15 protein-coding genes are annotated in these 21,599 nt (G+C 37.2%); 4 read left to right on the top strand and 11 right to left on the bottom strand.

Annotation, left to right across the window (positions count from 1 at the left end):
- Positions 1–6: 6 nt before the first annotated feature.
- Positions 7–3,327, bottom strand: a complete 3,321-nt coding sequence (locus DUT69_RS07675) for a SusC/RagA family TonB-linked outer membrane protein (RefSeq protein WP_240186678.1) — start codon at positions 3,325–3,327, stop codon at positions 7–9.
- Between the two features lie 299 nt (positions 3,328–3,626).
- Positions 3,627–4,391: a DeoR/GlpR family DNA-binding transcription regulator gene (locus DUT69_RS07670; RefSeq protein ID WP_113652653.1), complete on the bottom strand. Its 765-nt coding sequence runs from the start codon at positions 4,389–4,391 to the stop codon at positions 3,627–3,629.
- A 153-nt stretch (positions 4,392–4,544) separates the two neighbouring features.
- Here DUT69_RS07670 and DUT69_RS07665 point away from each other — a divergent pair, with 153 nt between their 5' ends.
- From DUT69_RS07665 to DUT69_RS07655, 3 genes are read left to right on the top strand one after another with little or no spacing between them, the layout of a single operon-like run.
- The gene (locus DUT69_RS07665) at positions 4,545–6,134 is read left to right on the top strand and encodes a glycerol-3-phosphate dehydrogenase/oxidase (RefSeq protein ID WP_113652652.1); all 1,590 of its coding nucleotides are present in this window, start codon (positions 4,545–4,547) and stop codon (positions 6,132–6,134) included.
- Between the two features lie 21 nt (positions 6,135–6,155).
- A complete protein-coding gene (glpK, locus tag DUT69_RS07660; RefSeq protein WP_113652651.1) occupies positions 6,156–7,646 on the top strand; it encodes a glycerol kinase GlpK in 1,491 nt (496 codons plus the stop codon).
- A gap of 21 nt (positions 7,647–7,667) precedes the next feature.
- Positions 7,668–8,408, top strand: a complete 741-nt coding sequence (locus tag DUT69_RS07655; protein ID WP_113652650.1) for an MIP/aquaporin family protein — start codon at positions 7,668–7,670, stop codon at positions 8,406–8,408.
- A 376-nt stretch (positions 8,409–8,784) separates the two neighbouring features.
- Here the strand turns inward: DUT69_RS07655 and DUT69_RS07650 are convergent, their stop codons facing one another.
- The 9 genes from DUT69_RS07650 to DUT69_RS07610 form a co-directional block, all read right to left on the bottom strand.
- A complete protein-coding gene (locus DUT69_RS07650; RefSeq protein WP_113652649.1) occupies positions 8,785–9,765 on the bottom strand; it encodes a phosphotransferase in 981 nt (326 codons plus the stop codon).
- A 77-nt stretch (positions 9,766–9,842) separates the two neighbouring features.
- Complete coding sequence (gene rplT, locus DUT69_RS07645) at positions 9,843–10,187, bottom strand: 50S ribosomal protein L20 (RefSeq protein WP_113652648.1); 345 nt, start codon at positions 10,185–10,187, stop codon at positions 9,843–9,845.
- A 70-nt stretch (positions 10,188–10,257) separates the two neighbouring features.
- Positions 10,258–10,458, bottom strand: coding sequence for a 50S ribosomal protein L35 (rpmI, locus tag DUT69_RS07640; protein ID WP_113652647.1), 201 nt, complete (start codon positions 10,456–10,458; stop codon positions 10,258–10,260).
- 25 nt (positions 10,459–10,483) lie between these two features.
- Positions 10,484–11,053: a translation initiation factor IF-3 gene (gene infC, locus DUT69_RS07635; RefSeq protein WP_113652646.1), complete on the bottom strand. Its 570-nt coding sequence runs from the start codon at positions 11,051–11,053 to the stop codon at positions 10,484–10,486.
- A 12-nt stretch (positions 11,054–11,065) separates the two neighbouring features.
- Complete coding sequence (gene thrS / locus DUT69_RS07630) at positions 11,066–12,991, bottom strand: threonine--tRNA ligase (RefSeq protein WP_113652645.1); 1,926 nt, start codon at positions 12,989–12,991, stop codon at positions 11,066–11,068.
- A gap of 151 nt (positions 12,992–13,142) precedes the next feature.
- Positions 13,143–14,021: a hypothetical protein gene (locus DUT69_RS07625; RefSeq protein ID WP_113652644.1), complete on the bottom strand. Its 879-nt coding sequence runs from the start codon at positions 14,019–14,021 to the stop codon at positions 13,143–13,145.
- A gap of 187 nt (positions 14,022–14,208) precedes the next feature.
- Entirely contained in the window at positions 14,209–14,937 is a 729-nt protein-coding gene (locus DUT69_RS07620; protein WP_113652643.1) for a (Fe-S)-binding protein, read from the bottom strand.
- A gap of 22 nt (positions 14,938–14,959) precedes the next feature.
- Positions 14,960–16,273 carry an MFS transporter gene (locus tag DUT69_RS07615; protein WP_113652642.1) on the bottom strand — a complete coding sequence of 438 codons (1,314 nt, stop codon included), beginning with the start codon at positions 16,271–16,273 and terminating at the stop codon, positions 14,960–14,962.
- A gap of 53 nt (positions 16,274–16,326) precedes the next feature.
- On the bottom strand, positions 16,327–18,219 hold the full coding sequence (locus DUT69_RS07610) for a RecQ family ATP-dependent DNA helicase (RefSeq protein WP_113652641.1): 1,893 nt from the start codon (positions 18,217–18,219) through the stop codon (positions 16,327–16,329).
- Between the two features lie 120 nt (positions 18,220–18,339).
- Here DUT69_RS07610 and DUT69_RS07605 point away from each other — a divergent pair, with 120 nt between their 5' ends.
- Positions 18,340–21,585, top strand: coding sequence for an amidohydrolase family protein (locus DUT69_RS07605; RefSeq protein WP_113652640.1), 3,246 nt, complete (start codon positions 18,340–18,342; stop codon positions 21,583–21,585).
- The last annotated feature ends 14 nt before the right edge of the window (positions 21,586–21,599 follow it).

The raw sequence follows: 21,599 nt of genomic DNA, 5'->3' as shown, positions 1-21,599 counted from the left end.
TTTTGATTATAAACCTACCACTAAACGAACACCGTAATTTCTTGTAGACGGTAATTGTCCGGTCTCAAATCCCTGAACAATATCAGATCCTGCAAGCGTTCCAAACTCTGGATCGAATGCCGGCCATGGCGACCAGATAAATAAGTTACGGCCATAAACACCTAAAGTAACCCTTTTAAGTCCGAGGCTATTCACAAAACTTGTGTTAAATACATAGGTTAAATTTGCCTCTCTAAATTTTAAGTAATCGGTTCTGAAAACGCTTCCCTCTGCTTGGTCTGAGCCATAAAGAGCAGTGTAATAATTTTCGAAGTTGGTAGCTATGATATCATTTGTACGATAAGAACCATCTGCATTTTGTACTACCCCGTCGCCAATTACACCATTATACCTGCCCGGCAACGTAATTTTTAACTTACCCAATGCTGCCATTCTAGAGAATGTTAATGAATGACCAACTGCACCTAATTGCGCATCAAATAATGCTGACGCTGTAAATTGCTTGTAAGTGATTCCAGATCCGAAACTGAACCGGAATTTCGGCAATGTATTGCCTAAGTATAATAAGTCGGTAGTATTGCTTTTTGCATTTCCCGTTGTGGCATCAAATACGATCTGTCCATCTGGAGAGCGAAGAAAACCTCTACCATACAAATCGCCCATACTGCCACCAACATTTGCTACAATTTGGCCACCGCCTAATGCTCCTGTACGTAAAACAACAGAACTATCTGCCAACTCGATAATTTTATTGCGGTTAGCGGTAAAAGTTCCATTCATCGTCCATGAGAAATCTTTAGCTTTTAAAACAGTTGCGTTTACTGCTATTTCAATACCTTTGTTATTTACTTGTCCTACGTTGAAAACTGCAACGTTATAGCCTGTAGAACGATCTACCAATCTGTTTAAGATTTGATTTTTTGTTGATCCTGCGTAGGCGGCAAAGTCAAAATTCAACCTGTTTTTAAATAGTTTTAGTTCGGCACCAACCTCTAAAGTTGTTGTTTTAAGTGGTTTCAAATTCGGGTTAGGAATAATATTTGGATTGCTCATCGCACTATCCGGATAAATTCCGTTACCGGCATAAACGTAGTTATATGCAGTACGATAAGGCGTTGTTCCGCCACTACCAACCTGCGAAAGCGATGCTCTAATTTTAGCAAAGCTGATCATGCTTGGCATAGTCCATAAGTCTGATGGAACAAATGATAAACTTGCTGATGGATAAAAGAAACCTACATTGTCTGTACGTGTAGGTGTCGCCAACGTACTGCTCCAATCTTGGCGACCAGTTATATCCAGATACAAATAGTTTTTAAATGAGAACGACAAGGCTCCGTAAAAACTGTTAATACGATATTTAGCAGTATCAGGAACCGAAATTAAAGGATTTGCATTATTATCTAACCTGAAAACTCCTGGCACAACCAAACCATCAGCACGTAACTCGCCTTTTCCATATTGATTTCTTAACATACTACCACCGGCAGTTGCAGTCAATCTTAAATCTTTGGTTAATCCCTTATCATATTTCAATAAAAAATCGCCGTTTATTTCGTAAGAATTTACATCCGTTACACGATACGATCCTTGTGCAAATTTGTTTCCAGAAGCATCATATGGGCGAATTGTTTCGCGAACTTCTTTATTATAGTCAATTGATGAACGAACTAATAAACTTAATTCGTTAGTGAATTTATAAGTTGCTTGTACACTTCCCAACCAACCGTTTCTGCGTTGTCCGTTAAGGTATTGCTCTGAAATAGCATAAGGACTTTCAGGATTGGTAGTAGTAATATTTACAAACTGGCGGTTAACCAAGCCTGGCGACCAATAATCTCTATACCAATCTGTATTAACGTTTGGCTGCGCAAACATAAACCAATACATCAACGATTGATTTCCATAACCTGTAGCTGGTAAATTATCGCTATTTCTGTTGTTATAAGCAACTTTTACCGCCAAATTTAATTTTTTAGTGATATCCGTATTTGCAGATAGTGTAGCTGAAGTACGTTCTAAACCAGTATTAGGTACAATCCATTCGTTATTACCATGACTTGCTGAAAAACGAAGCGCAACACCTTTAACAGTTCCATCTAAACTTACCGAATTTGAGGTTTCTAAACCGGTTTTAAAAAACGCATCTATCGGATTTTCGTAAGCTATCCATGGCGTTCTGGTTAAGCCCCTCGTTTTCGTCAAAGGATCATATTGAAAGAAATTTCCGCCAGCAGCAAATGGAGCGCCCCAACTTGCACTCGTTGCATTTGTACTAGCTCCATCATCAGATGCTCCATACGAAAAGTAAGATACACCAAATTGGCCCTGCCCATATTCTTGCTGAATATCTGGCTTACGGTTTACTTGTTCCCAAGCTGTATTTGATGTAAAAGTAATGCCAAGTTGTTTTTTGTTTTTGTTAGCTGATTTTGTTGTAATAATGATTGCTCCATTTGCACCTCTTTGACCATATAGCGCAGAAGCACCAGGACCTTTAAGAACGGTCACATTTTCGATGTCATCAGGGTTTAAATCGTTTAACGCACTACCAAAATCGGCTGGCATAATATCTCCAGAAGTTCCATAAACACCACCGCCTGTTGCCGCTGTTCTTCTCGAAGAACTACTGGCTACAACACCGTCAATAACAATTAAAGCTTCGTTATCACCTGTTAGGTTATTTTCACCACGTAAAATAATTTTATTTGATCCGGCAGGGCCACCGTTACGAACTAGATTTAAACCAGCCACTTTTCCTGATAAAGCATCGGTCCAGTTGCTAGAAACCGCATCGGTAAAGGTAGTACTATCTAATTTAGTAATAGCATAACCTAGCGCTTTCTCCTCTCTTTTTATACCCAAAGCCGTTACCACAACAGCATTTAAAGTGTTAGTAGATGATTTTAATCGTATTACTACGTTGCTCTGATTCTCATTAAAACTTCTGGTAACGGCCGTATAACCTATCATACTGAAAGAAGCTGCACCACCCTTTGATAAAATGATGGTAAACTCTCCTTTTTCATTTGTTAAGCCAACCACCTTCCTGTTGTTATCTACAATGCTAATACCAGGGATGGTAGTGTTGTCATCATCATCAACTACTGTACCCTTGATAGTAATATTTTGTGCAGCCGGCTGCTGAGCAGTAGCTTCTGTTGATACCAAAATACAAATTAAGGTACTAGGTAAAACAAAGTTGATGAGCAATGCCGAAACAAAAGATAATTTTCGAATCTGTTTAAATGGCTTTTCTTTGTTTTCGCTTTCGATGCGTAAGCATTGCATCCACGTTGCAAAATGTCGAGTAAATGTTTTAATCATAATTATGTATCTGGTTAGAATTTTCTTAAAACAATCTTTAAGTATGGCAAAACCTAGATGATGCAAAACTATTACATCAATGTTAAATTAAAGTTAATAGCAATATATAAGTATAAAAACTTTCTATCCATTGCGAATTAACAAAAACCTACTTATTAACTATTTCGTTATAAAAATATAAAAACAAATTGAAACTTCAAGTAATTTTTATTTTACTTAAAAAAACATAACGAAACCTCAAGGCAAAATAAAAGCGTCGGCAATTTAGTGCCGACGCTTAAAAAAAATGGCGCAGAATTTTAAACTATCGTAACAGTAACACCTAGGCCCTCTAAATGATTTACAATCTGCTGCGAAATACCTTTATCTGTGATAATATGGTCAACATCCTCTAAACCGCAAATTTTACCAAACCCTCGTTTACCAAATTTTGTAGAATCCGCCAATACAATTGTTTTTTGCGATACGTCTATCATTTTTCTATTTAAATGAGCCTCCATAGCATTCGTGGTAGTTAAGCCATAATCCAAATCGATACCATCTACCCCAAGAAACAAGGTATTGAAATAAAAATCCTCCAAAATCTGCTCCGCATAAGCCCCCATTACAGAAGAAGAGCTTTTCCTCATCATTCCACCTAACTGAATTACTTCAATACCAGGTTGTTGCGCTAGCTCTAACGCAATATTTAACGCAGATGTTACCACAGTTAAATTTAGATCGGGCTGAATATTTTTCACAAAATACTGCAACGTTGTGCCCGAGGCAATTACGATTGAATCATTTGGGGCCAACAATTTCGCAGCTGCTAAACCTATTTTATTTTTTTCTGCCGACTGAAGTTTCTCCTTTTCATTTACAGGCCTATCTACCGTATATGGATTATTTACTGTAGCGCCTCCATGTGTTCTAAAGAGTAATTTTTTATCCTCCAGCAACTTCAAATCTTTTCGAAGGGTTACCGAAGAAACCTTAAGTTCTTTACAAAGCTCTACAACATTAATGTACTGATCTCGCTGTATGCGAGTTAAAATAAACTGGTGCCTTTCAGCTAAATTCATCATTGGTTTGAGATAATCGTTTTGTGCAAATTAGTAAAAATTAAACTTAAGTCAGTCCAAACACATAATTTAATAAATACTTAATATTAAATAACATAATTTCGATTACTATTTTTTATACTTGCGTATTGTTTCTTTTTATTACTTTTTAATTTAATGCAACGTTTACATCAACATAACATAGAAAACAACGGCAATTGGGATGTCATTATAATCGGTGGTGGCGCAACTGGGCTTGGAAGCGCATTAGACGCAGCGAGTAGAGGCTTGAGAACTTTGCTTTTAGAACAATCAGATTTTGCAAAAGGTACCTCTAGCAGAAGTACAAAATTAGTGCATGGTGGCGTTCGCTATTTAGCACAGGGTGATATTGGACTTGTTAAGCATGCTTTACGCGAGCGTGGTTTGTTAGAAAAAAATGCTTCGCATCTAGTGCAAAAAGAAGAATTCATCATCCCATGTTACGATTGGTTTTCTGTTGCCAAATATTTAACGGGTTTAACGCTTTACGATTGGCTGGCCGGAAAATACAGCTTCGGCAAATCTAAATTCCTATCGAAAAAACAAACCTTGGCTTTGATGCCGGGCATTAAAGAAAAAGGGTTAAAAGGTGCAATTAGTTATTTTGATGGAAAATTTGACGATGCTAGATTGGCGGTAAACATTGCCCAAACAGCCAAAGAACAAGGTGCAGTGTTGGCAAACTATATGCGTGTTGTCAATTTAATAAAAAACGGAGAGAAAGTTGTTGGTGTAGAGGCAGAAGATAGCATAACTAAGGAAGTTTTTAAGGTTTATGCCAAAGTGGTAATAAATGCTACAGGAATTTTTGTAGATGAGATCCTGAAAATGAACAATCCGAATGCTAAAAAAATGGTTAGGCCTAGTCAAGGTGTACACATTGTGCTAAACAAGCATTTTTTAGATAGCGATTCCGCGTTAATGATTCCAAAAACCGCCGATGGTCGTGTACTTTTTGCTGTGCCTTGGCATAATCATTTATTAGTTGGCACAACAGACACACCACTAAACGAACATAGTTTAGAACCAAGGGCATTAAAAGAGGAGACAGATTTTATTCTATCAACCGCTACTTCTTATTTTAATACAAAACCTACAGAAGCTGATATATTGAGCGTATTTTCAGGTCTAAGGCCTTTGGCGGCGCCTACCGATTCTAACAGCAACAGCACAAAAGAGATTAGTAGAGACCACAAACTAATTGTGTCTGCCAAAGGTTTAATTACAATTACCGGCGGTAAATGGACTACTTACAGAAGAATGGCAGAAGAAACCATCGATCTTGCTATTTCGCAAGGCGAATTGAAAAATACCGCTTGTATTACAAAAGAGCTTAAGATACATGGTTGCCAGGATAGGGAAATTGGTAATTACTTGAGTATTTATGGTTCAGACCAACGTAAAATTCAACAATTAATAGATGAGAATCCTTCATTAAGCAAAATAATACATCCTAATTTTCCGTACACTGAAGGCGAAGTTTTGTGGATTGTTAAAAACGAAATGGTAGAAACTGTTGAAGATGTGTTAAGCAGGCGATTAAGAATTCTTTTTATTGACGCAAACGCCGCTATTGAAATGGCTCCGGCAATAGCAGCCATAATAGCCAGAGAATTTAATAGAGATAAAGCTTGGGAAGAAAATCAAATAGAATTGTTTAATAAATTAGCTTGTGGCTATATTTATAATATTAAAGCTAAAGACATTCCTGCATTAGCAATGTAATACCTAACCAAATTTAAACGTATGAGCAAGTATATTTTATCTCTCGATCAAGGAACCACGAGTTCGAGAGCTATAGTATTTAATCACGATGGAGAGATTGTGGCCATCGCCCAAAAAGAATTTACCCAGATTTACCCTAATGCTGGCTGGGTAGAACATGATCCACTAGAAATATGGTCCACACAATTAGCAGTGGCAGCTGAGGTAATCGTAAAAGCGGGCTTATCTGCAACCGACATACAAGCGCTAGGCATCACCAATCAGAGAGAAACTACCGTAGTTTGGGATAGAGAAACTGGTAAGCCAATTTACAACGCTATTGTTTGGCAAGATAGGCGTACATCAGATTACTGTGATAGTATCAGAAAGCAAGGTTTATCTGAAAAAATCCAGGAAAAAACTGGCTTAATAATAGACTCCTATTTTTCTGCAACCAAAGCAAAATGGATTTTAGAAAATGTTGAAGGTGCAAAAACCAAAGCTGAAGAAGGAAAATTGGCCTTCGGTACCATCGACACTTGGCTAATATGGAATTTAACCGGCGGAAAAACACATGTTACCGATGTGACCAATGCATCGAGAACTATGCTCTACAATATCAAATCCTTAAGCTGGGATGAAGATTTATTAACGCTTTTCGGTATTCCAAAATCTATGTTGCCAGAAGTAAAATCGTCGAGCGAAGTTTACGGGGAAACTGCAGGGAATATTCTTGCTGCTAAACTTCCAATTGCAGGTATTGCCGGCGATCAACAATCTGCACTTTTCGGCCAGATGTGTACAGAAGTTGGCATGGTAAAAAATACTTACGGAACAGGTTGTTTTATGTTAATGAACATTGGTGAGGAACCTAAGATATCAGCAAACAATCTTTTAACAACAATTGCTTGGCAGATTAACGGAAAAGTTAATTATGCGCTTGAAGGCAGTATTTTTATTGGCGGAGCTGTTGTGCAATGGCTTAGGGATGAGTTAGGAATGATTTCTCGATCTGCCGATGTAGAAACACTTGCATCGCAAGTTAAGGATACACAAGGTGTTTACATTGTGCCTGCTTTTGCTGGATTGGGCGCACCTCATTGGGACCAACACGCTCGCGGAACAATTACCGGATTAACTAGAGGAACGAATAAATCGCACATAGCTAGAGCAGCTTTAGAAAGTATAGCCTACCAAACTATGGACGTTTTGAAAGCAATGGAGGCAGATGCTGGAGTTGGCATAGCCGAACTTAGGGTTGACGGTGGCGCTACCGCGAATAATCTGTTGATGCAGTTTCAGGCAGATTTATTAAATTGTAAAGTAATTAGACCAGAAGTAACGGAGGTTACCGCTATTGGCGCTGCTTATTTAGCAGGTCTGGCTACCGGATTCTGGGAAAGTATTGATCAAATTAGAGCGCAATGGAAAGTAAATAAAACATTTGTCGCGGAAGAAGGAATAGACAATACCCAGAGAGTTAAAGGTTGGAATAGGGCTGTAAAAGCAGCTAGAGTTAACGCAGAAGACTAATTAAACCAAATAATACTAAATATGAACGTTTATCTTGCAGAATTTATTGGTACTGCGTTAATGATTTTATTGGGCAACGGTGTTGTAGCAAATGTTGTTTTAAAAGGCACCAAAGGTAATAGTAGTGGATGGATTGTGATTACCACAGCATGGGCCTTGGCAGTTTTTGTGGGCGTAGTTGTTGCTGGTCCACATAGTGGTGCGCATTTAAACCCAGTGGTTACGCTAGGGCTTACTATTGCAAAAGGATTTGATGTTGCTTTAGTGCCTGGATACATTTTAGCACAAATTGCCGGTGCAATGACTGGATCCTTTATCGTTTGGTTGATGTACAAGGATTATTTCGATGCAACTGAAGATGTGGGCCTAAAAGCGGCACCCTTCGCCACGGCACCTGCAATTAGAAACTACGGTTCTAATTTAATTTCTGAAATTGTTGGAACTTTTGTACTAATCTTCGTAATATTTTATTTTACAGAAGCAAGCATGGGCACCAAAGATGCAACCACTCCTATCGGACTAGGTTCATTAGGTGCTATTCCAGTTTCGTTTTTAGTTTGGGTAATCGGTCTATCTCTTGGTGGCACAACAGGTTATGCAATTAACCCGGCTCGAGATTTAGGACCTAGAATTGTTCATGCGCTTATACCGATGAAGGGTAAAGGCGGAAGTGACTGGGCTTATGCATGGGTCCCAATTTTAGGGCCAATTATAGGCTCAACTTTAGCGGCACTCGCCTTTTTAGCAATCAACTTTAAGTAAGATTTTTCAATTTAATTTTTGAGCCTCGATTTATCGGGGCTTTTATGTTTATATCCTCTGACTATTTGAAAGGAATGTCTAATTTACGCATCCGATTCAATTGCCAGCTACAAATTAGCAAAATTGGTCTTTAATTACGCTCAGACTGATAAATTTGATAATGGAGCTTTGCCAAGCAAACGTAAATAGTTGTACAGTAGAAATTAATTAAACCTGATTGAAATGAAAAGCCCGCAGGTGAGTTCTTCACGAACCGAGGACTTGTAATGAAAAGCAGGGCTGACTTAAGTTTTTAGCAACGAGCTGATTTTCAAAAATTACAAATAAACATGATTTCGAATTTCCCTACAGTGCTGAAGAATAAATTTTTAGGTTATCAAAAAGCCAATTTATTAAAATCAAACCAGCGTTTAATTCTCAAGTCAATCAGTCGTTTTAAATGCATTTCATTAAGGAAAACGTTGCTCCAATCATCAAATCTCTTACACTGCACACCTACATAAAAAACGTAAATAGCTAGACCTAAAACTGGCAACAACCTACGTTCTTCCGTTGAAATTTTAGTAATACTTTCATACCCATTTAAAAAACTGCTCACTTTCAACTCATAGTCTGCCGTGCTAACTTCCGTGCTATGAATTTGCATAATGTAGTAGGCTAAATCGTAAATCAGCCAACCGTTTCCGCAAAAATCGAAGTCAAATATTGTGATATCATTTCCATCAATATTCATGTTATCAAACCAAACATCTAAATGAACAACGCCTTTTCTCAACTCTTCCACTTTAGCGTAAGAAATTGCTTGTTTTAAATAAACGCTAAGTTTTGATAAAAATTGATACTGATCGGTATCTTCCGGTAAAAAGTTAGGAAGATAATTGAAGGTATCCGTTAATAGGTTGTCAGCATTATAACTTATCCTATCAATATATTTATCCATACCCACTTTATGCATTTTCGCCATTATCTGACCAGTTCTAAAATGCAAATCTTCAGAATATGTCAATAATTTTTCGCCTTTTGCGTAAGAAAACAGCACTCCATACCTCAACCCTTCTACAGCGTTAATATTGCAAATAAATTTCCCTTCACTATCCGATATCGGATACGATATTGGTATTCTATTTTCTTTTAACAGATTCAGATAATCTACCTCTGCTTTTATTTCAGTTAAGGATCTCCAATTAAAACTATAAATTCTAAAGACAAATTTTTGATCTATATTACTTACCAGATAGCTGTGGTTAACACCCGCTTTCAGAAGCCTCACATTACAATTGAAACCGTATTTTTCATTTAGAAATTCGGCCACTGCAATTGGATCGATTGTGGCGCAGATAGGTTTTAAAGTTTTCATAAATAAATTTGTGTGAGCTGGCTATAAATAAAAAAAGGGGAACAAATTGCTCCCCTTTTTCGTAGAAATTAAATTTCTTATTTTACTGCATCAATGATTGCTTTAAAAGCATCTTTATGATTCATAGCTAAATCTGCTAAAACTTTACGGTTTAAGCCGATGTTTTTAGTAGCTAATTTACCAATTAATTGAGAGTAAGATACACCATGCTCACGTGCACCAGCGTTAATACGTTGGATCCATAAGCTACGGAATTCTCTTTTCTTAACTTTACGGTCACGGTAAGCATATTGCAAACCTTTTTCTACCGTGTTTTTAGCAATGGTAAATACCTTGCTTCTTGATCCCCAATAGCCTTTGGCCATATTTAGGACTTTTTTTCTTCTGCGTCTAGCAGCTACTGCGTTTACCGAACGTGGCATAGTGTGTTGTTTTTGATAAGCGGTGTTGCATTAAGCAAACTTGGAAACCGAGTACCTGGTTAAAAAATTTTTATTTACCGATTGCAAGCATACGTTTAACGTTGCCCATATCAGCATCACTTACCAGACTTGTCTGGCCTAAGTTACGCTTACGTTTAGTGCTCATTTTTGTTAAAATGTGACTTTTGTATGCGTTCTTTCTTTTGATTTTACCTGTTCCAGTAAGCGAAAAACGCTTTTTAGCACTGGAATTGGTTTTCATTTTTGGCATAACCTTGTTTTAATTTATATATGTATTACTTCTTTGCTACTTTAGGCGCTAAGGTTAAGAACATACGTTTACCTTCTAATTTAGGCAACAATTCTACCTTCCCTATTTCTTCTAATGCTTGGGCAAACTTCAACAATAAGATTTCGCCTTGTTCTTTGTAAACAATAGCTCTACCTTTAAAGTGTACGTAAGCTCTCACTTTTTCGCCGTTTTCTAAAAAGCTAACCGCATGCTTTAACTTAAATTGAAAATCGTGATCATTGGTGTTAGGACCAAAACGAATCTCCTTAATTACAGTTTGTTTAGCATTTGCCTTAATCTCTTTTTGCTTTTTCTTTTGCTCGTAAACAAATTTGCTATAATCGATAATACGGCAAACAGGTGGAACCGCGTTTGGAGAAATCTCAACCAAGTCCAATTCCAACTCATCAGCAAGTGCCAAAGCTTTTGCCAAAGGGTAAATTCCTGGCTCAACATTATCTCCAGCCAACCTCACCTCTTGAGCTCTGATGTACTGATTAATATTATGTTCTGCTTCTTTTTTCTTAAAAGGAGGACGTGGTCCCCTATTAAATCCTGGTCTTCCTAATGCCAAATGTAAATCCTGTTAAACTGTTATTTCTTTAATAATTAATGCACTAAATTCTGCCAAAGTCATCGAACCTAAGTCCCCTTCGCCATGTTTACGTACCGATACTTTCCCTTCTTCCATCTCCTTCTCGCCAATTATCAGCATATAAGGCAATTTTTTAACTTCAGCATCTCTGATTTTTCTTCCAATCTTCTCATCTCGAAAGTCTATCAGCCCGCGAATATCGGAATTATTTAGTTCATCTGAAACTTTTTTTGCATATTCTTCATATTTTTCAGAGATAGGAAGAATAATGTATTGTTCTGGAGAAAGCCATAACGGGAAATTACCTGCACAATGCTCAATCAAAACAGCGACAAAACGCTCTAAAGAACCAAATGGAGCACGGTGAATCATTACCGGACGATGTTTTAGGTTATCACTACCAGTATATTCTAATTCGAAACGTTCTGGCAAATTATAATCTACCTGAATTGTTCCTAACTGCCATTTTCTACCCAACGCATCCTTAACCATAAAATCTAGTTTCGGACCATAGAAAGCAGCTTCGCCAAGTTCAACTACGGTCGGCAAGTTCATTTCTTCGGCAGCTTCAATAATTGCAGTTTCCGCAAGCGCCCAATTTTCATCGGTGCCAATATATTTTGCTTTATTTTCTGGATCGCGAAGCGAAACTTGAGCAATGTAATTATCAAAACCTAAAGATTTGAAAACGTACAATACCAAATCTATTACTTTTTTAAACTCTTCTTTAACTTGATCCGGACGACAGAACAAATGCGCATCATCTTGAGTAAATCCACGTACTCGGGTTAATCCATGTAATTCTCCACTTTGTTCGTAACGGTAAACTGTACCAAATTCGGCAAAACGAACCGGCAAGTCTTTATAAGAACGAGGTTTAAATTTATACATTTCGCAATGGTGCGGGCAGTTCATCGGTTTTAAGAAAAACTCCTCTCCTTCTTGAGGTGTTTTTATAGGCTGAAAACTGTCTTTCCCATATTTATCGTAATGTCCGGAAGTTACATAAAGGTTTTTATGACCAATGTGCGGGGTAATTACTTGTTCGTATCCAGATTTAATTTGTGCTTTTGTTAAAAACTGGGCTAAACGCTCACGCAAAGCAGTTCCTTTTGGCAACCACATTGGTAAACCAGCACCTACTTTCTCAGAAAACATAAACAACTCTAATTCCTTACCAAGTTTACGATGATCACGCTTTTTAGCTTCTTCAATCATTAACAAATACTCTGTTAATTCGCTTGCTTTAGGAAAAGTTACGCCATAAATACGGGTTAATTGTTTTTTAGTTTCATCTCCACGCCAGTAAGCTCCAGCAACATTCATCAATTTAATGGCTTTAATAAAACCAGTGTTCGGAATGTGTGGTCCACGACATAAATCCGTAAATTCACCCTGTGTATAAAAAGTGATTTTTCCATCATCTAAGCCTTCAAGAAGGTCTAGTTTGTACTCGTCTCCTTTTTCAGTAAAATATTTTATTGCATCAGCTTTGCTTACACTTTCTCTTTTAAAAGTTTCCTTTTGTTTAGCAAGTTCAAGCATTTTAGTCTCTATAGCTTTGAAATCGTCTGAAGAAAATTCTCTATCGCCAAAGTCAACATCGTAATAAAAACCAGTTTCTATAGCAGGCCCGATACCGAATTTAGTGCCAGGATATAGCGCTTCTAAAGCTTCGGCCATAATATGCGCAGACGAGTGCCAGAATGTAGCTTTACCGGCTGTATCATTCCATGTTAGTAATTTTACATTCGCATCGGTTTCTATTGGGCGTGAAGAATCCCAAACCTCTCCGTTTACTTCTGCAGCTAAAACGTTTCTTGCTAAGCCTTCTGATATTGATAAGGCAATTTGATGGGCAGATGTGCCCTTTTCATACTGACGAGTAGAACCGTCAGGTAAAGTAATGTTAATCATCTACAACTATGATTTAGAGTTTAAAAAAATTATTAGAAAATCACCTACTACGTGATTTTTGGAAAGCAAAGATAAGATATACCTACATTAAATAATAGTGTAAAATAAAAAAGCCCCAGATAAATCTGAGGCTCAATATTATTTAAATAAATTAGTTTATTCTGATACTTCTTGGTTGACCGCCACCTGAAAATCTTTTCATCATTGCCTCCATTTTAGCTTTGTACTCTTCTTGAGTTATAGGCAATGCTTTTTTAGGGGCAGTTACATCTTTTGCACTTACATTTCTGTACTCTATGCTGGTAGCAGTGGTAGCTTTACCCTTGTTTTCAATTGCTAATACCACTCCTTCTGTCCATAAATTTGGGTCTGGAGAAAAATTAAAACCTAAATCTGTAGTGTACCATAAAGCAGTTTCATCGGTAACATCTTTATCTTCTCCTAAAACTTTCGCTTTGCGGATAGATTTAACAATCACCTTTTTACAGTTAAAATCTAGGATCTTTTTAGTTTCGTCAGTCTTTACAACTTCTAAAGTTGGTGGACCTGGTAAAAACTGAACTGCACTATTGTTTTGTGGTGCATTTTGGTTTTGTGGCCTATTCATTGCCAAACTTGGTGGGTTTGCAACGGTTAACTTGCTTGGCATTGCATAGGTTGTATCGCTAACGTCAAAAACCTCTACCAGTTTCTGATCTGCAAAGGTGTAATAGTATTCCCTAGCCCCACCAGCGCCACCAAAACGCATCATCATGCGTCCCATGCCGCCACCGCCACCACCATTGCTATCTTCTGTATCTTCTACTGGCATGTAACTTGCGTTAGTGGCATTGTATAATAATTCGAAATTTGTTTTAACCGATTTTGGCATTCTCGCTTTCATTTCGTCATTCATTTGAAAGCCGTTAGCAGCAGCAACTGCAACTGGATCTGTAGAACTAACGAACTGGATAGCTCCGGATTTTTTTTGTGCTTGAGTTGTTAAAGCCAATGATAATAAGCCAACAATGGCTACCATAGTTTTTTTCATGGGTATTTTTGTTTTGATGCTACAAATTTATTGTAGTTTTTAGACAAGAAATGTTAAAAAAAGTTAATTTGTTTGATTATCACTAATCTTTTTACAAAGGATTATTTGCTGTAAGAATTAGTTAATAGTAGACGGATTTTCTACATTAAAGTTTAAAGCCAAGAAATATTTTTGCTAAAGATTGATTTTAATAGTCCAACCAGCCATTGGCCAATACATCTGCAATGTGCATGGTTTTTATCGGGATATTATTTTTTTTAATGTAACCATCCAAATGCAATAGACAAGATAAATCTGTGGAGATAATGTACTCTGCCTCCATTTCTAATGCGTTATTTATTTTTTGTTCGGCCATGGCCGATGAAATTGCATCAAACTTAACGGCAAAAGTACCACCAAAGCCACAACACATATCGGTATCTTTCATTTCTACCATCTCTAAACCAAGCACCTTCGAAAGCAATTGGCGTGGCTCCTCTTTAATTTTGCACTCCCTTAATCCACTGCAAGAATCATGATAAACGGCTTTACCATCTAGCTCAGCTCCAAAATAGTCCTTTTTTAAAATATTGACTAAGAAATCTGAAAGTTCAAATATATTAGCTTGAACATTACGGCATTTATTATGAACTATAGTATTCGTAAACAAATCATTGTATCCATTTTTTACCATTCCAACACAAGATGCGGATGGTGCAACGATGTAATCAGTTTCAGAAAAATCTTCTAAAAACTTGCCACCAATTTCCTTAGCCTGTTCCCAATAACCTGCATTGTAAGCAGGTTGGCCACAACAAGTTTGTTTGGAATTATAAAAAACCTCACATCCAGCCTTTTCTAAAACTTTAATGGTATTAAAAGCAGTTTCTGGGTATAATTGATCTACAAAACAAGGTATAAATAATTCTATCTTCATTGGTGGATGTGTTCTATCGGGCTTAATCTACTTTAACGGACTTAGGCTCGACCTTTTTCAAAGCCAGCAAAAATAGCAAACCTAAAACGAAAAACACCGTTAAAGCGATAACAGAATTTCGCATTCCTAATTGTTCGTCTATAAAACCGAAGATAAATAAACCAAAAACAAGCGCAACTTTCTCGGCAACATCGTAAAAACTAAAGAAAGAAGTATGATCTGGACTATCTGGTGGCAGAAATTTAGAATAAGTTGAACGAGATAAGGATTGAATTCCGCCCATAATTAGACCTATAACAGCAGCTAGAATATAAAACTGCATTTCGGTGTTGATAAAATAAGCGGCCAGACAAGCACCTATCCAAATCACAACCACACCAATTAACACGTTTACGTTACCATATTTTTTTGACGATAGATAAGACATTAACATAGCTCCAGGAATAGCTACCAGTTGCAATATTAAAATAGTCGCAATAAGTTTTTCCGTCGGCAAATGCAATTCCTTTTCGCCGAAAATGGTTGCAATTAACATTACTGTTTGCACGCCCATAGAATAGAAGAAAAACGAAAACAGGAATCTCTTCAAATATTTCATTTCTTTTACTTGAGACCACACCTTTTTCATTTCTACAAAGCCACTGGTTACCACGTTTTTTGTTTCACCTTTAAAGTTAGGGCTCCCCTTTGGCAGGTTTTTAAAAGGAATCTGCGCAAAAACTATCCACCAAACACCTACCATAACAAACGAAAGCCTTGCAGGAATTGACTCATCGGTTATACCAAACCAATCTGGCTTAAATACAAAAACGAAACAGATAATTTGCAAAATTATACTTCCAATGTAACCGTAGGTAAATCCCTTTGCGCTTACGTTATCCTGCTGATCTACAGTAGCAATTTCTGGTAAATAAGAGTTGTAAAAAACCAAACTACCCCAAAAGCCAATGGCTGCAACTACACATAAAATTACGCCTATCTCTAAAGTTTTTGCTTCGAAGAAAAATAATCCACAGCAAGCAAACGAGCCCAAGTAGGTAAACATCTGCATAAATATCTTCTTATTTCCCCTAGTATCTGCTATAGACGATAGGATTGGCGAAAGTATAGCAATTACCAAAAAAGCAAATGCCATAGCGTAGCTGTATAAAGCTGAATTAACAAATTTTCTACCAAAAAACGTTACGTAATCTATCGTGTCGTTGTTTTTATCTGATGTTATTGCAGAATAGTAAGCGGGAAAAATTGTTGAGGTAATTACTAAATTATAAGCAGAATTGGCCCAATCGAAAAAAGCCCAAGATCTAATTACTTTTTTATCGTTTTTCTGTAGCATAAATTAAAGCGAGACTAAAAGTAGATAAAAGCTAATTAAATAGCCTTCAAATTTTACAAATAATATTTCTTCCCATCGGTTTTAATTTTTCCAGCATCCAGCAAATCTCTAATTCTTTCAATTTTATCGTTTTCATTTCCACTTGATATTTCCCTAACCAAATCATCTAACAAGAAGTGTTGCATTTTAAGCAAGGTTACGATTTCAAAATCGATTTTATCTTTTAGCTGCGCTTGTTCCTCAATTTTTCTTTCTGCTAAGCAAATGTCGCAAAAGCCACATTTCTCTGCACTTAGCTCACCAAAATATATAAGTAATTGTTTACTCCTGCAGAGCGATGTTGATGCATATGCTAAAACGGCTTTAAGTTGGTCGTTTTGTATTTTTTGCCTTAAGGCGATGTATTTCGCATCGATATCTAAATGCAAGTGATCTACTCTAGGCACCACAAATTGCAATTGAGGCTGATCTGTTTGAGGCAAGTACGAAATTATTTCTAGCTGTTGCAAACGCTCCAAAAGTGCAACTACATCGTTAAAAGAAATTTTTAAACGGTTTGATAGATCGGACTCTTTTATCTTAACGTAAGCATCAAAAGCACCGCCATAAGATCTTTGGATTGTTTTTATCAGGGCATCATAACCAGAGTTTTCAATTTGAAAACGGTAAACATCTTCGTGGCTTGCTGTAAACATTATCCTCGACTGCAGAAAAATATTTTCAGACAAAGCTACGTATCCATCTCTTTCCAGAAATTTTAAGGCACCTAAGGTTTTAATTACGCCAATGTTAAAACGCTTACAAAAATCGGCCAAATCAAATGCCAAGCTTAAACCTTCTCCGGCACCATAACCCAACTGAAAGTAACTGCCCAAATAATGGTAAACCTTTTTAATTTCATCAACCGTAGGGAAGCTATCTGCGTACTTTGCATTTAAAATAAGTTGATCTGATTTGTTGGCCAACAAAACTGCAAATGCCCTATTTTCATCTCTCCCTGCCCTGCCTGCTTCTTGGTAATAAGCTTCCAAACTCTCTGGCAAATCCATATGAATTACAAAACGAACATCGGGTTTATCTATCCCCATACCAAAAGCGTTGGTTGCCACCATTACCCTAATAATATCTTTTTTCCAATCTTTTTGCTTTTTAAAACGAAGATCCTTTTCTATTCCTGCATGATAGAAATCTGCAACTATACCGTTTCGCTGTAAAAAATGTGCTATTTCGGCAGTTTCACGTCTATTGCGAACGTAAACTAAACCACAACCCTTTACATTTTTAATAATTTCAACAAGTTTTTTATGCTTGTCTTCCAAATCATAAACTACGTAGCTAAGATTTCTCCTGGCAAAGCTTTTTACAAATACTTTAGCGTCTTTTAGTTCGAGTTTTTTTATAATATCTTCTCTAACAAATGGCGTTGCCGTTGCCGTTAATGCTAAAACAGGCTTATCAGGATGAATTTCTCTAAGCTCCTTAATTTTAAGATACGGTGGTCGAAAATCATATCCCCACTGGGAAATACAATGCGCCTCATCTATCGCTATCAAATTAACATTCATGTAAGCTATTCGCTTACGAACGATATCAGAAAGAAGTCTTTCTGGCGATAGATATAGAAATTTGATGTTACCGTATATGCAATTATCAAGCAAGATATCTATTTCCCTTTTGCCCATACCCGCATAAATCGCAATCGCTTCGATACCCCTGGCCTTTAAATTTTCAACCTGATCTTTCATCAAGGCAATTAAGGGAGAAACAACAATGCAAATACCTTCCATTACCATCGCCGGAACCTGAAAGCAAATAGATTTTCCGCCACCAGTAGGCAGTAATGCAAGCGTATCGTTATTATTTAAAACAGACTGTACAATTTCATCCTGCAAAGGTCTAAAATTATCAAATCCCCAGTATTTTTTTAAAATCTCAGCTTGCGTCATAAAAAAGGTAGCATCAAAACTAACAAAAATGGTCTGATATTATTAAATTGCGAGCTTAATATAGCTAATTTAATAGAACAGGGTTTAATAATGATGTTCTGTTACTAACCTTTCCGTAAAATGAAGAAAAATCTCCTTTTTGTTAGTTGCTTATTTTCTGCACTTAGTTTAACAGCACAAACTACAAAAGATGCCACAAAGTGGGATGTTGAAAAGTACAAAGGCCCCACAAAAACATTTACCATAAATACAAATGAAGGTACTTGGATGAATTTAGATGTGAGCCCAGACGGACAAGAAATTGTTTTTGATCTATTAGGCGATATCTACAAAATGTCTATAAATGGAGGTCCGGCTAAACTTGTTAGTGGTGGCATTGCATGGGAAGTACAACCTCGATTTAGCCCAAATGGAAAATACATCTCGTTTACTAGCGACAGAAGCGGTGGCGACAACATTTGGATAATGGACAAAGAAGGGGGTAACAAAAAACAGATTACCAAAGAAAGCTTTCGTTTGCTAAACAATGCTACTTGGATGCCAAATAGCGAATATATAATTGCCAGAAAGCATTTTACGGGTTCTAGATCTTTAGGTGCTGGCGAAATGTGGATGTACAGTATTTATGGTGGTGATGGCGTTCAATTAACTAAAAGAAGAAATGATCAGCAAGACTCTGGCGAACCAAATGTATCGCCCGATGGAAAATTCTTATATTTTAGTGAAGACGTCTCTCCTGGTCCGAACTTCGAATACAGTAAAGATCCCAACGGATTGATTTATGCGATTAAACAATTGGATTTAACGACTGGAAAATTAAGCAATCTAATTGCCGAACAAGGTGGCTCGGCTCGTCCACAAATATCGCCAGATGGAAAGTTAATGGCTTACGTAAAACGTGTTCGTTTAAAATCTGCTTTGTATGTGCAAAATATCAAAACTGGAGAACAGTGGCCGTTAACAGAAGATTTAACCCACGATCAGCAAGAAACCTGGGCAATTTTTGGTGTTTATCCAAACTTCGCTTGGACACCAGATGCTAAAAAAATTGTTTTTTACGCGAAAGGAAAAATCAAGCAAATTGATTTAAGCAATTTGAATATTACCGATATTCCCTTCGAAGTTAACAGCCAACAAACTGTACAAGACGCAGTTCATTTTACACATCCGGTTTATATGCCAGAGTTTACTGCTAAAATGATTAGACAATTAACTACTTCGCCTGATGGCAAAACGGTAGTGTTTAACGCGGCTGGTTTCCTTTACAAAAAAGAGCTTCCAAATGGCACACCAGAACGTTTAACAAACAGTATTGATTTTGAATTTGAACCTAAATTTAGCCCTGATGGCAAATTTGTGGTTTATACTACTTGGAGCGATGAATTTAAAGGTTCAATTAAAAAAACTGATATAAAGAGTGGAAAAACTACTTTAATAACAGATGAAAAAGGCTATTATTATTCTCCATCCTTTTCTAGCAAAGGAGATAGAATTGTATTTAGAAAAGGTAGCGGAAACGAAACTTTAGGCTTAACCTATGGCAAAAACACAGGTGTGTTTATTGTTTCTGCAAACGGTGGTGCTAAAACCCTGGTAAGCGAAAGTGGCATTAAACCAACGTTTAACCAAGACGATACCCGTATTTTTTATCAAGGATACGAGGCTGGAAAAAAGGCTTTTAAAAGCATGGACCTAAATGGAAACAACGAGCGTACGCATTATACTTCGCAATACGCAAATCAATTTGTACCAAGTCCGGACGGCAAATGGATGGCTTTTACAGAATTATTTAACGCTTACATTACACCGATGGTTACCACAGGTTTACCGATGGATTTATCGGCAAACAACAAAGCTATTCCATTGGCCAGAGTTACTAAAGATGCTGGGACATTCTTGCACTGGAGTGCTGATAGTAAAAAACTACTTTGGACGCTGGGTGAGCAATATTACAATCGCGAGGTTAAAAATTCTTTCACTTTTGTTGAAGGCGCACCGCAAATATTGCCAGAACTTGATACTGCGGGTATTGCTTTGGGTTTAAAATTGAAAACAGATATCCCGACAGGACTTTTAGCGCTTAAAGGTGCTAGAATTATTACTATGAAAGGTGATGAAGTAATTGAAGAAGGAACAATCCTGATAGAAAACAATAAAATTACATCAGTTGGTAAAGACATTTCCATTCCGGAAAATGCAAAAGTTGTTGATGTAACAGGCAAAACAATTATGCCTGGAATGATTGATGTTCATGCACACTTACGTACAAGTCCAGATGGAATTAGTCCGCAACAAGACTGGTCTTATCTGGCAAATCTCTCTTTCGGCGTTACCACATCCCACGATCCAAGTAGCAATACCGAAATGGTTTTTAGCCAAAGCGAAATGCTAAAAGCAGGCCGAATGATTGGACCACGTTTATATTCTACAGGTTCTATTTTATACGGTGCCGACGGCGATTTTAAGGTAACGATTAATAGTTTAGACGATGCACTATCGCACTTAAAAAGACTGAAAGCCGTTGGTGCATTTTCAGTAAAATCTTATAACCAACCTCGTAGAGATCAGCGCCAGCAAATTTTAGAAGCTGCACGCCAGTTAAAAATGGAAGTTGTGCCAGAAGGTGGTTCAACCTTTTTCCATAATATGAATATGGTTGCAGATGGACATACAGGTATTGAACATAGTATTCCGGTAGCGCCAGTTTATAAAGATGTAACTAGTTTCTGGAACAAAACAAATGTTGCCTATACTCCTACACTAATTGTTGCCTACGGTGGCCAATGGGGAGAAAATTATTGGTACGATAGAACTAACGTTTGGGAAAACGAAAGGTTATTAAGTTTTACGCCACGGGCGATAATTGATTCTCGATCTAGAAGACGAACAACTTCTGAATACGGTGATTACGGCCATATTGAAGTTGCAAAAGCGGTTAAGCAAATTGCTGACGGCGGTACCAAAATTAACTTAGGTGCACACGGACAAATACAAGGTTTAGGCGCACATTGGGAACTTTGGATGTTTGTACAGGGCGGTGCTACGCCGTTGCAGGCTATTAGGTATGCAACTTTAAATGGCGCTTCTTATTTAGGCATGGATAAAGAAATCGGCTCGTTAGAAACTGGAAAACTTGCTGACTTAGTTGTTATGGATTCGAATCCTTTAGATGATATTAGAAACTCTGAAAAGATAAAATACGTAATGGTTAACGGTAGATTATATGACAGCTTAACCATGAACGAAACCGGCAGTAGAGAGAAAGTACGTAGTAAACTTTGGTTTGAATTAGATAGAGGCGTTGCGTTTTCTATTCCTTATAAAATGTCTGAAACTTGGACCTATACTATTCCTAATTGCGATTAAGAAACACCAATTTT

The sequence above is a fragment of the Pedobacter namyangjuensis genome (assembly GCF_003313325.1).
In the GTDB taxonomy this organism is placed as follows: domain Bacteria; phylum Bacteroidota; class Bacteroidia; order Sphingobacteriales; family Sphingobacteriaceae; genus Pedobacter; species Pedobacter namyangjuensis.
The sequence above is the reverse complement of the archived record's forward strand: the minus strand, read 5'-3'. Positions and strand labels throughout refer to the sequence as shown.

Excerpts from the sequence above, each read along its gene's own strand:
- DUT69_RS07655 (WP_113652650.1), top strand. The coding sequence starts at position 7,668 with ATGAACGTTTATCTTGCAGAATTTATTGGTACTGCGTTAATGATTTTA.
- DUT69_RS07675 (WP_240186678.1), bottom strand. The coding sequence starts at position 3,327 with ATGATTAAAACATTTACTCGACATTTTGCAACGTGGATGCAATGCTTA.
- rplT (WP_113652648.1), bottom strand. The coding sequence starts at position 10,187 with ATGCCACGTTCGGTAAACGCAGTAGCTGCTAGACGCAGAAGAAAAAAA.
- DUT69_RS07615 (WP_113652642.1), bottom strand. The coding sequence starts at position 16,273 with ATGCTACAGAAAAACGATAAAAAAGTAATTAGATCTTGGGCTTTTTTC.
- DUT69_RS07610 (WP_113652641.1), bottom strand. The coding sequence starts at position 18,219 with ATGACGCAAGCTGAGATTTTAAAAAAATACTGGGGATTTGATAATTTT.
- glpK (WP_113652651.1), top strand. The coding sequence starts at position 6,156 with ATGAGCAAGTATATTTTATCTCTCGATCAAGGAACCACGAGTTCGAGA.
- DUT69_RS07670 (WP_113652653.1), bottom strand. The coding sequence starts at position 4,391 with ATGATGAATTTAGCTGAAAGGCACCAGTTTATTTTAACTCGCATACAG.
- DUT69_RS07650 (WP_113652649.1), bottom strand. The coding sequence starts at position 9,765 with ATGAAAACTTTAAAACCTATCTGCGCCACAATCGATCCAATTGCAGTG.
- rpmI (WP_113652647.1), bottom strand. The coding sequence starts at position 10,458 with ATGCCAAAAATGAAAACCAATTCCAGTGCTAAAAAGCGTTTTTCGCTT.
- DUT69_RS07625 (WP_113652644.1), bottom strand. The coding sequence starts at position 14,021 with ATGAAAAAAACTATGGTAGCCATTGTTGGCTTATTATCATTGGCTTTA.
- DUT69_RS07605 (WP_113652640.1), top strand. The coding sequence starts at position 18,340 with ATGAAGAAAAATCTCCTTTTTGTTAGTTGCTTATTTTCTGCACTTAGT.
- DUT69_RS07665 (WP_113652652.1), top strand. The coding sequence starts at position 4,545 with ATGCAACGTTTACATCAACATAACATAGAAAACAACGGCAATTGGGAT.
- DUT69_RS07620 (WP_113652643.1), bottom strand. The coding sequence starts at position 14,937 with ATGAAGATAGAATTATTTATACCTTGTTTTGTAGATCAATTATACCCA.
- thrS (WP_113652645.1), bottom strand. The coding sequence starts at position 12,991 with ATGATTAACATTACTTTACCTGACGGTTCTACTCGTCAGTATGAAAAG.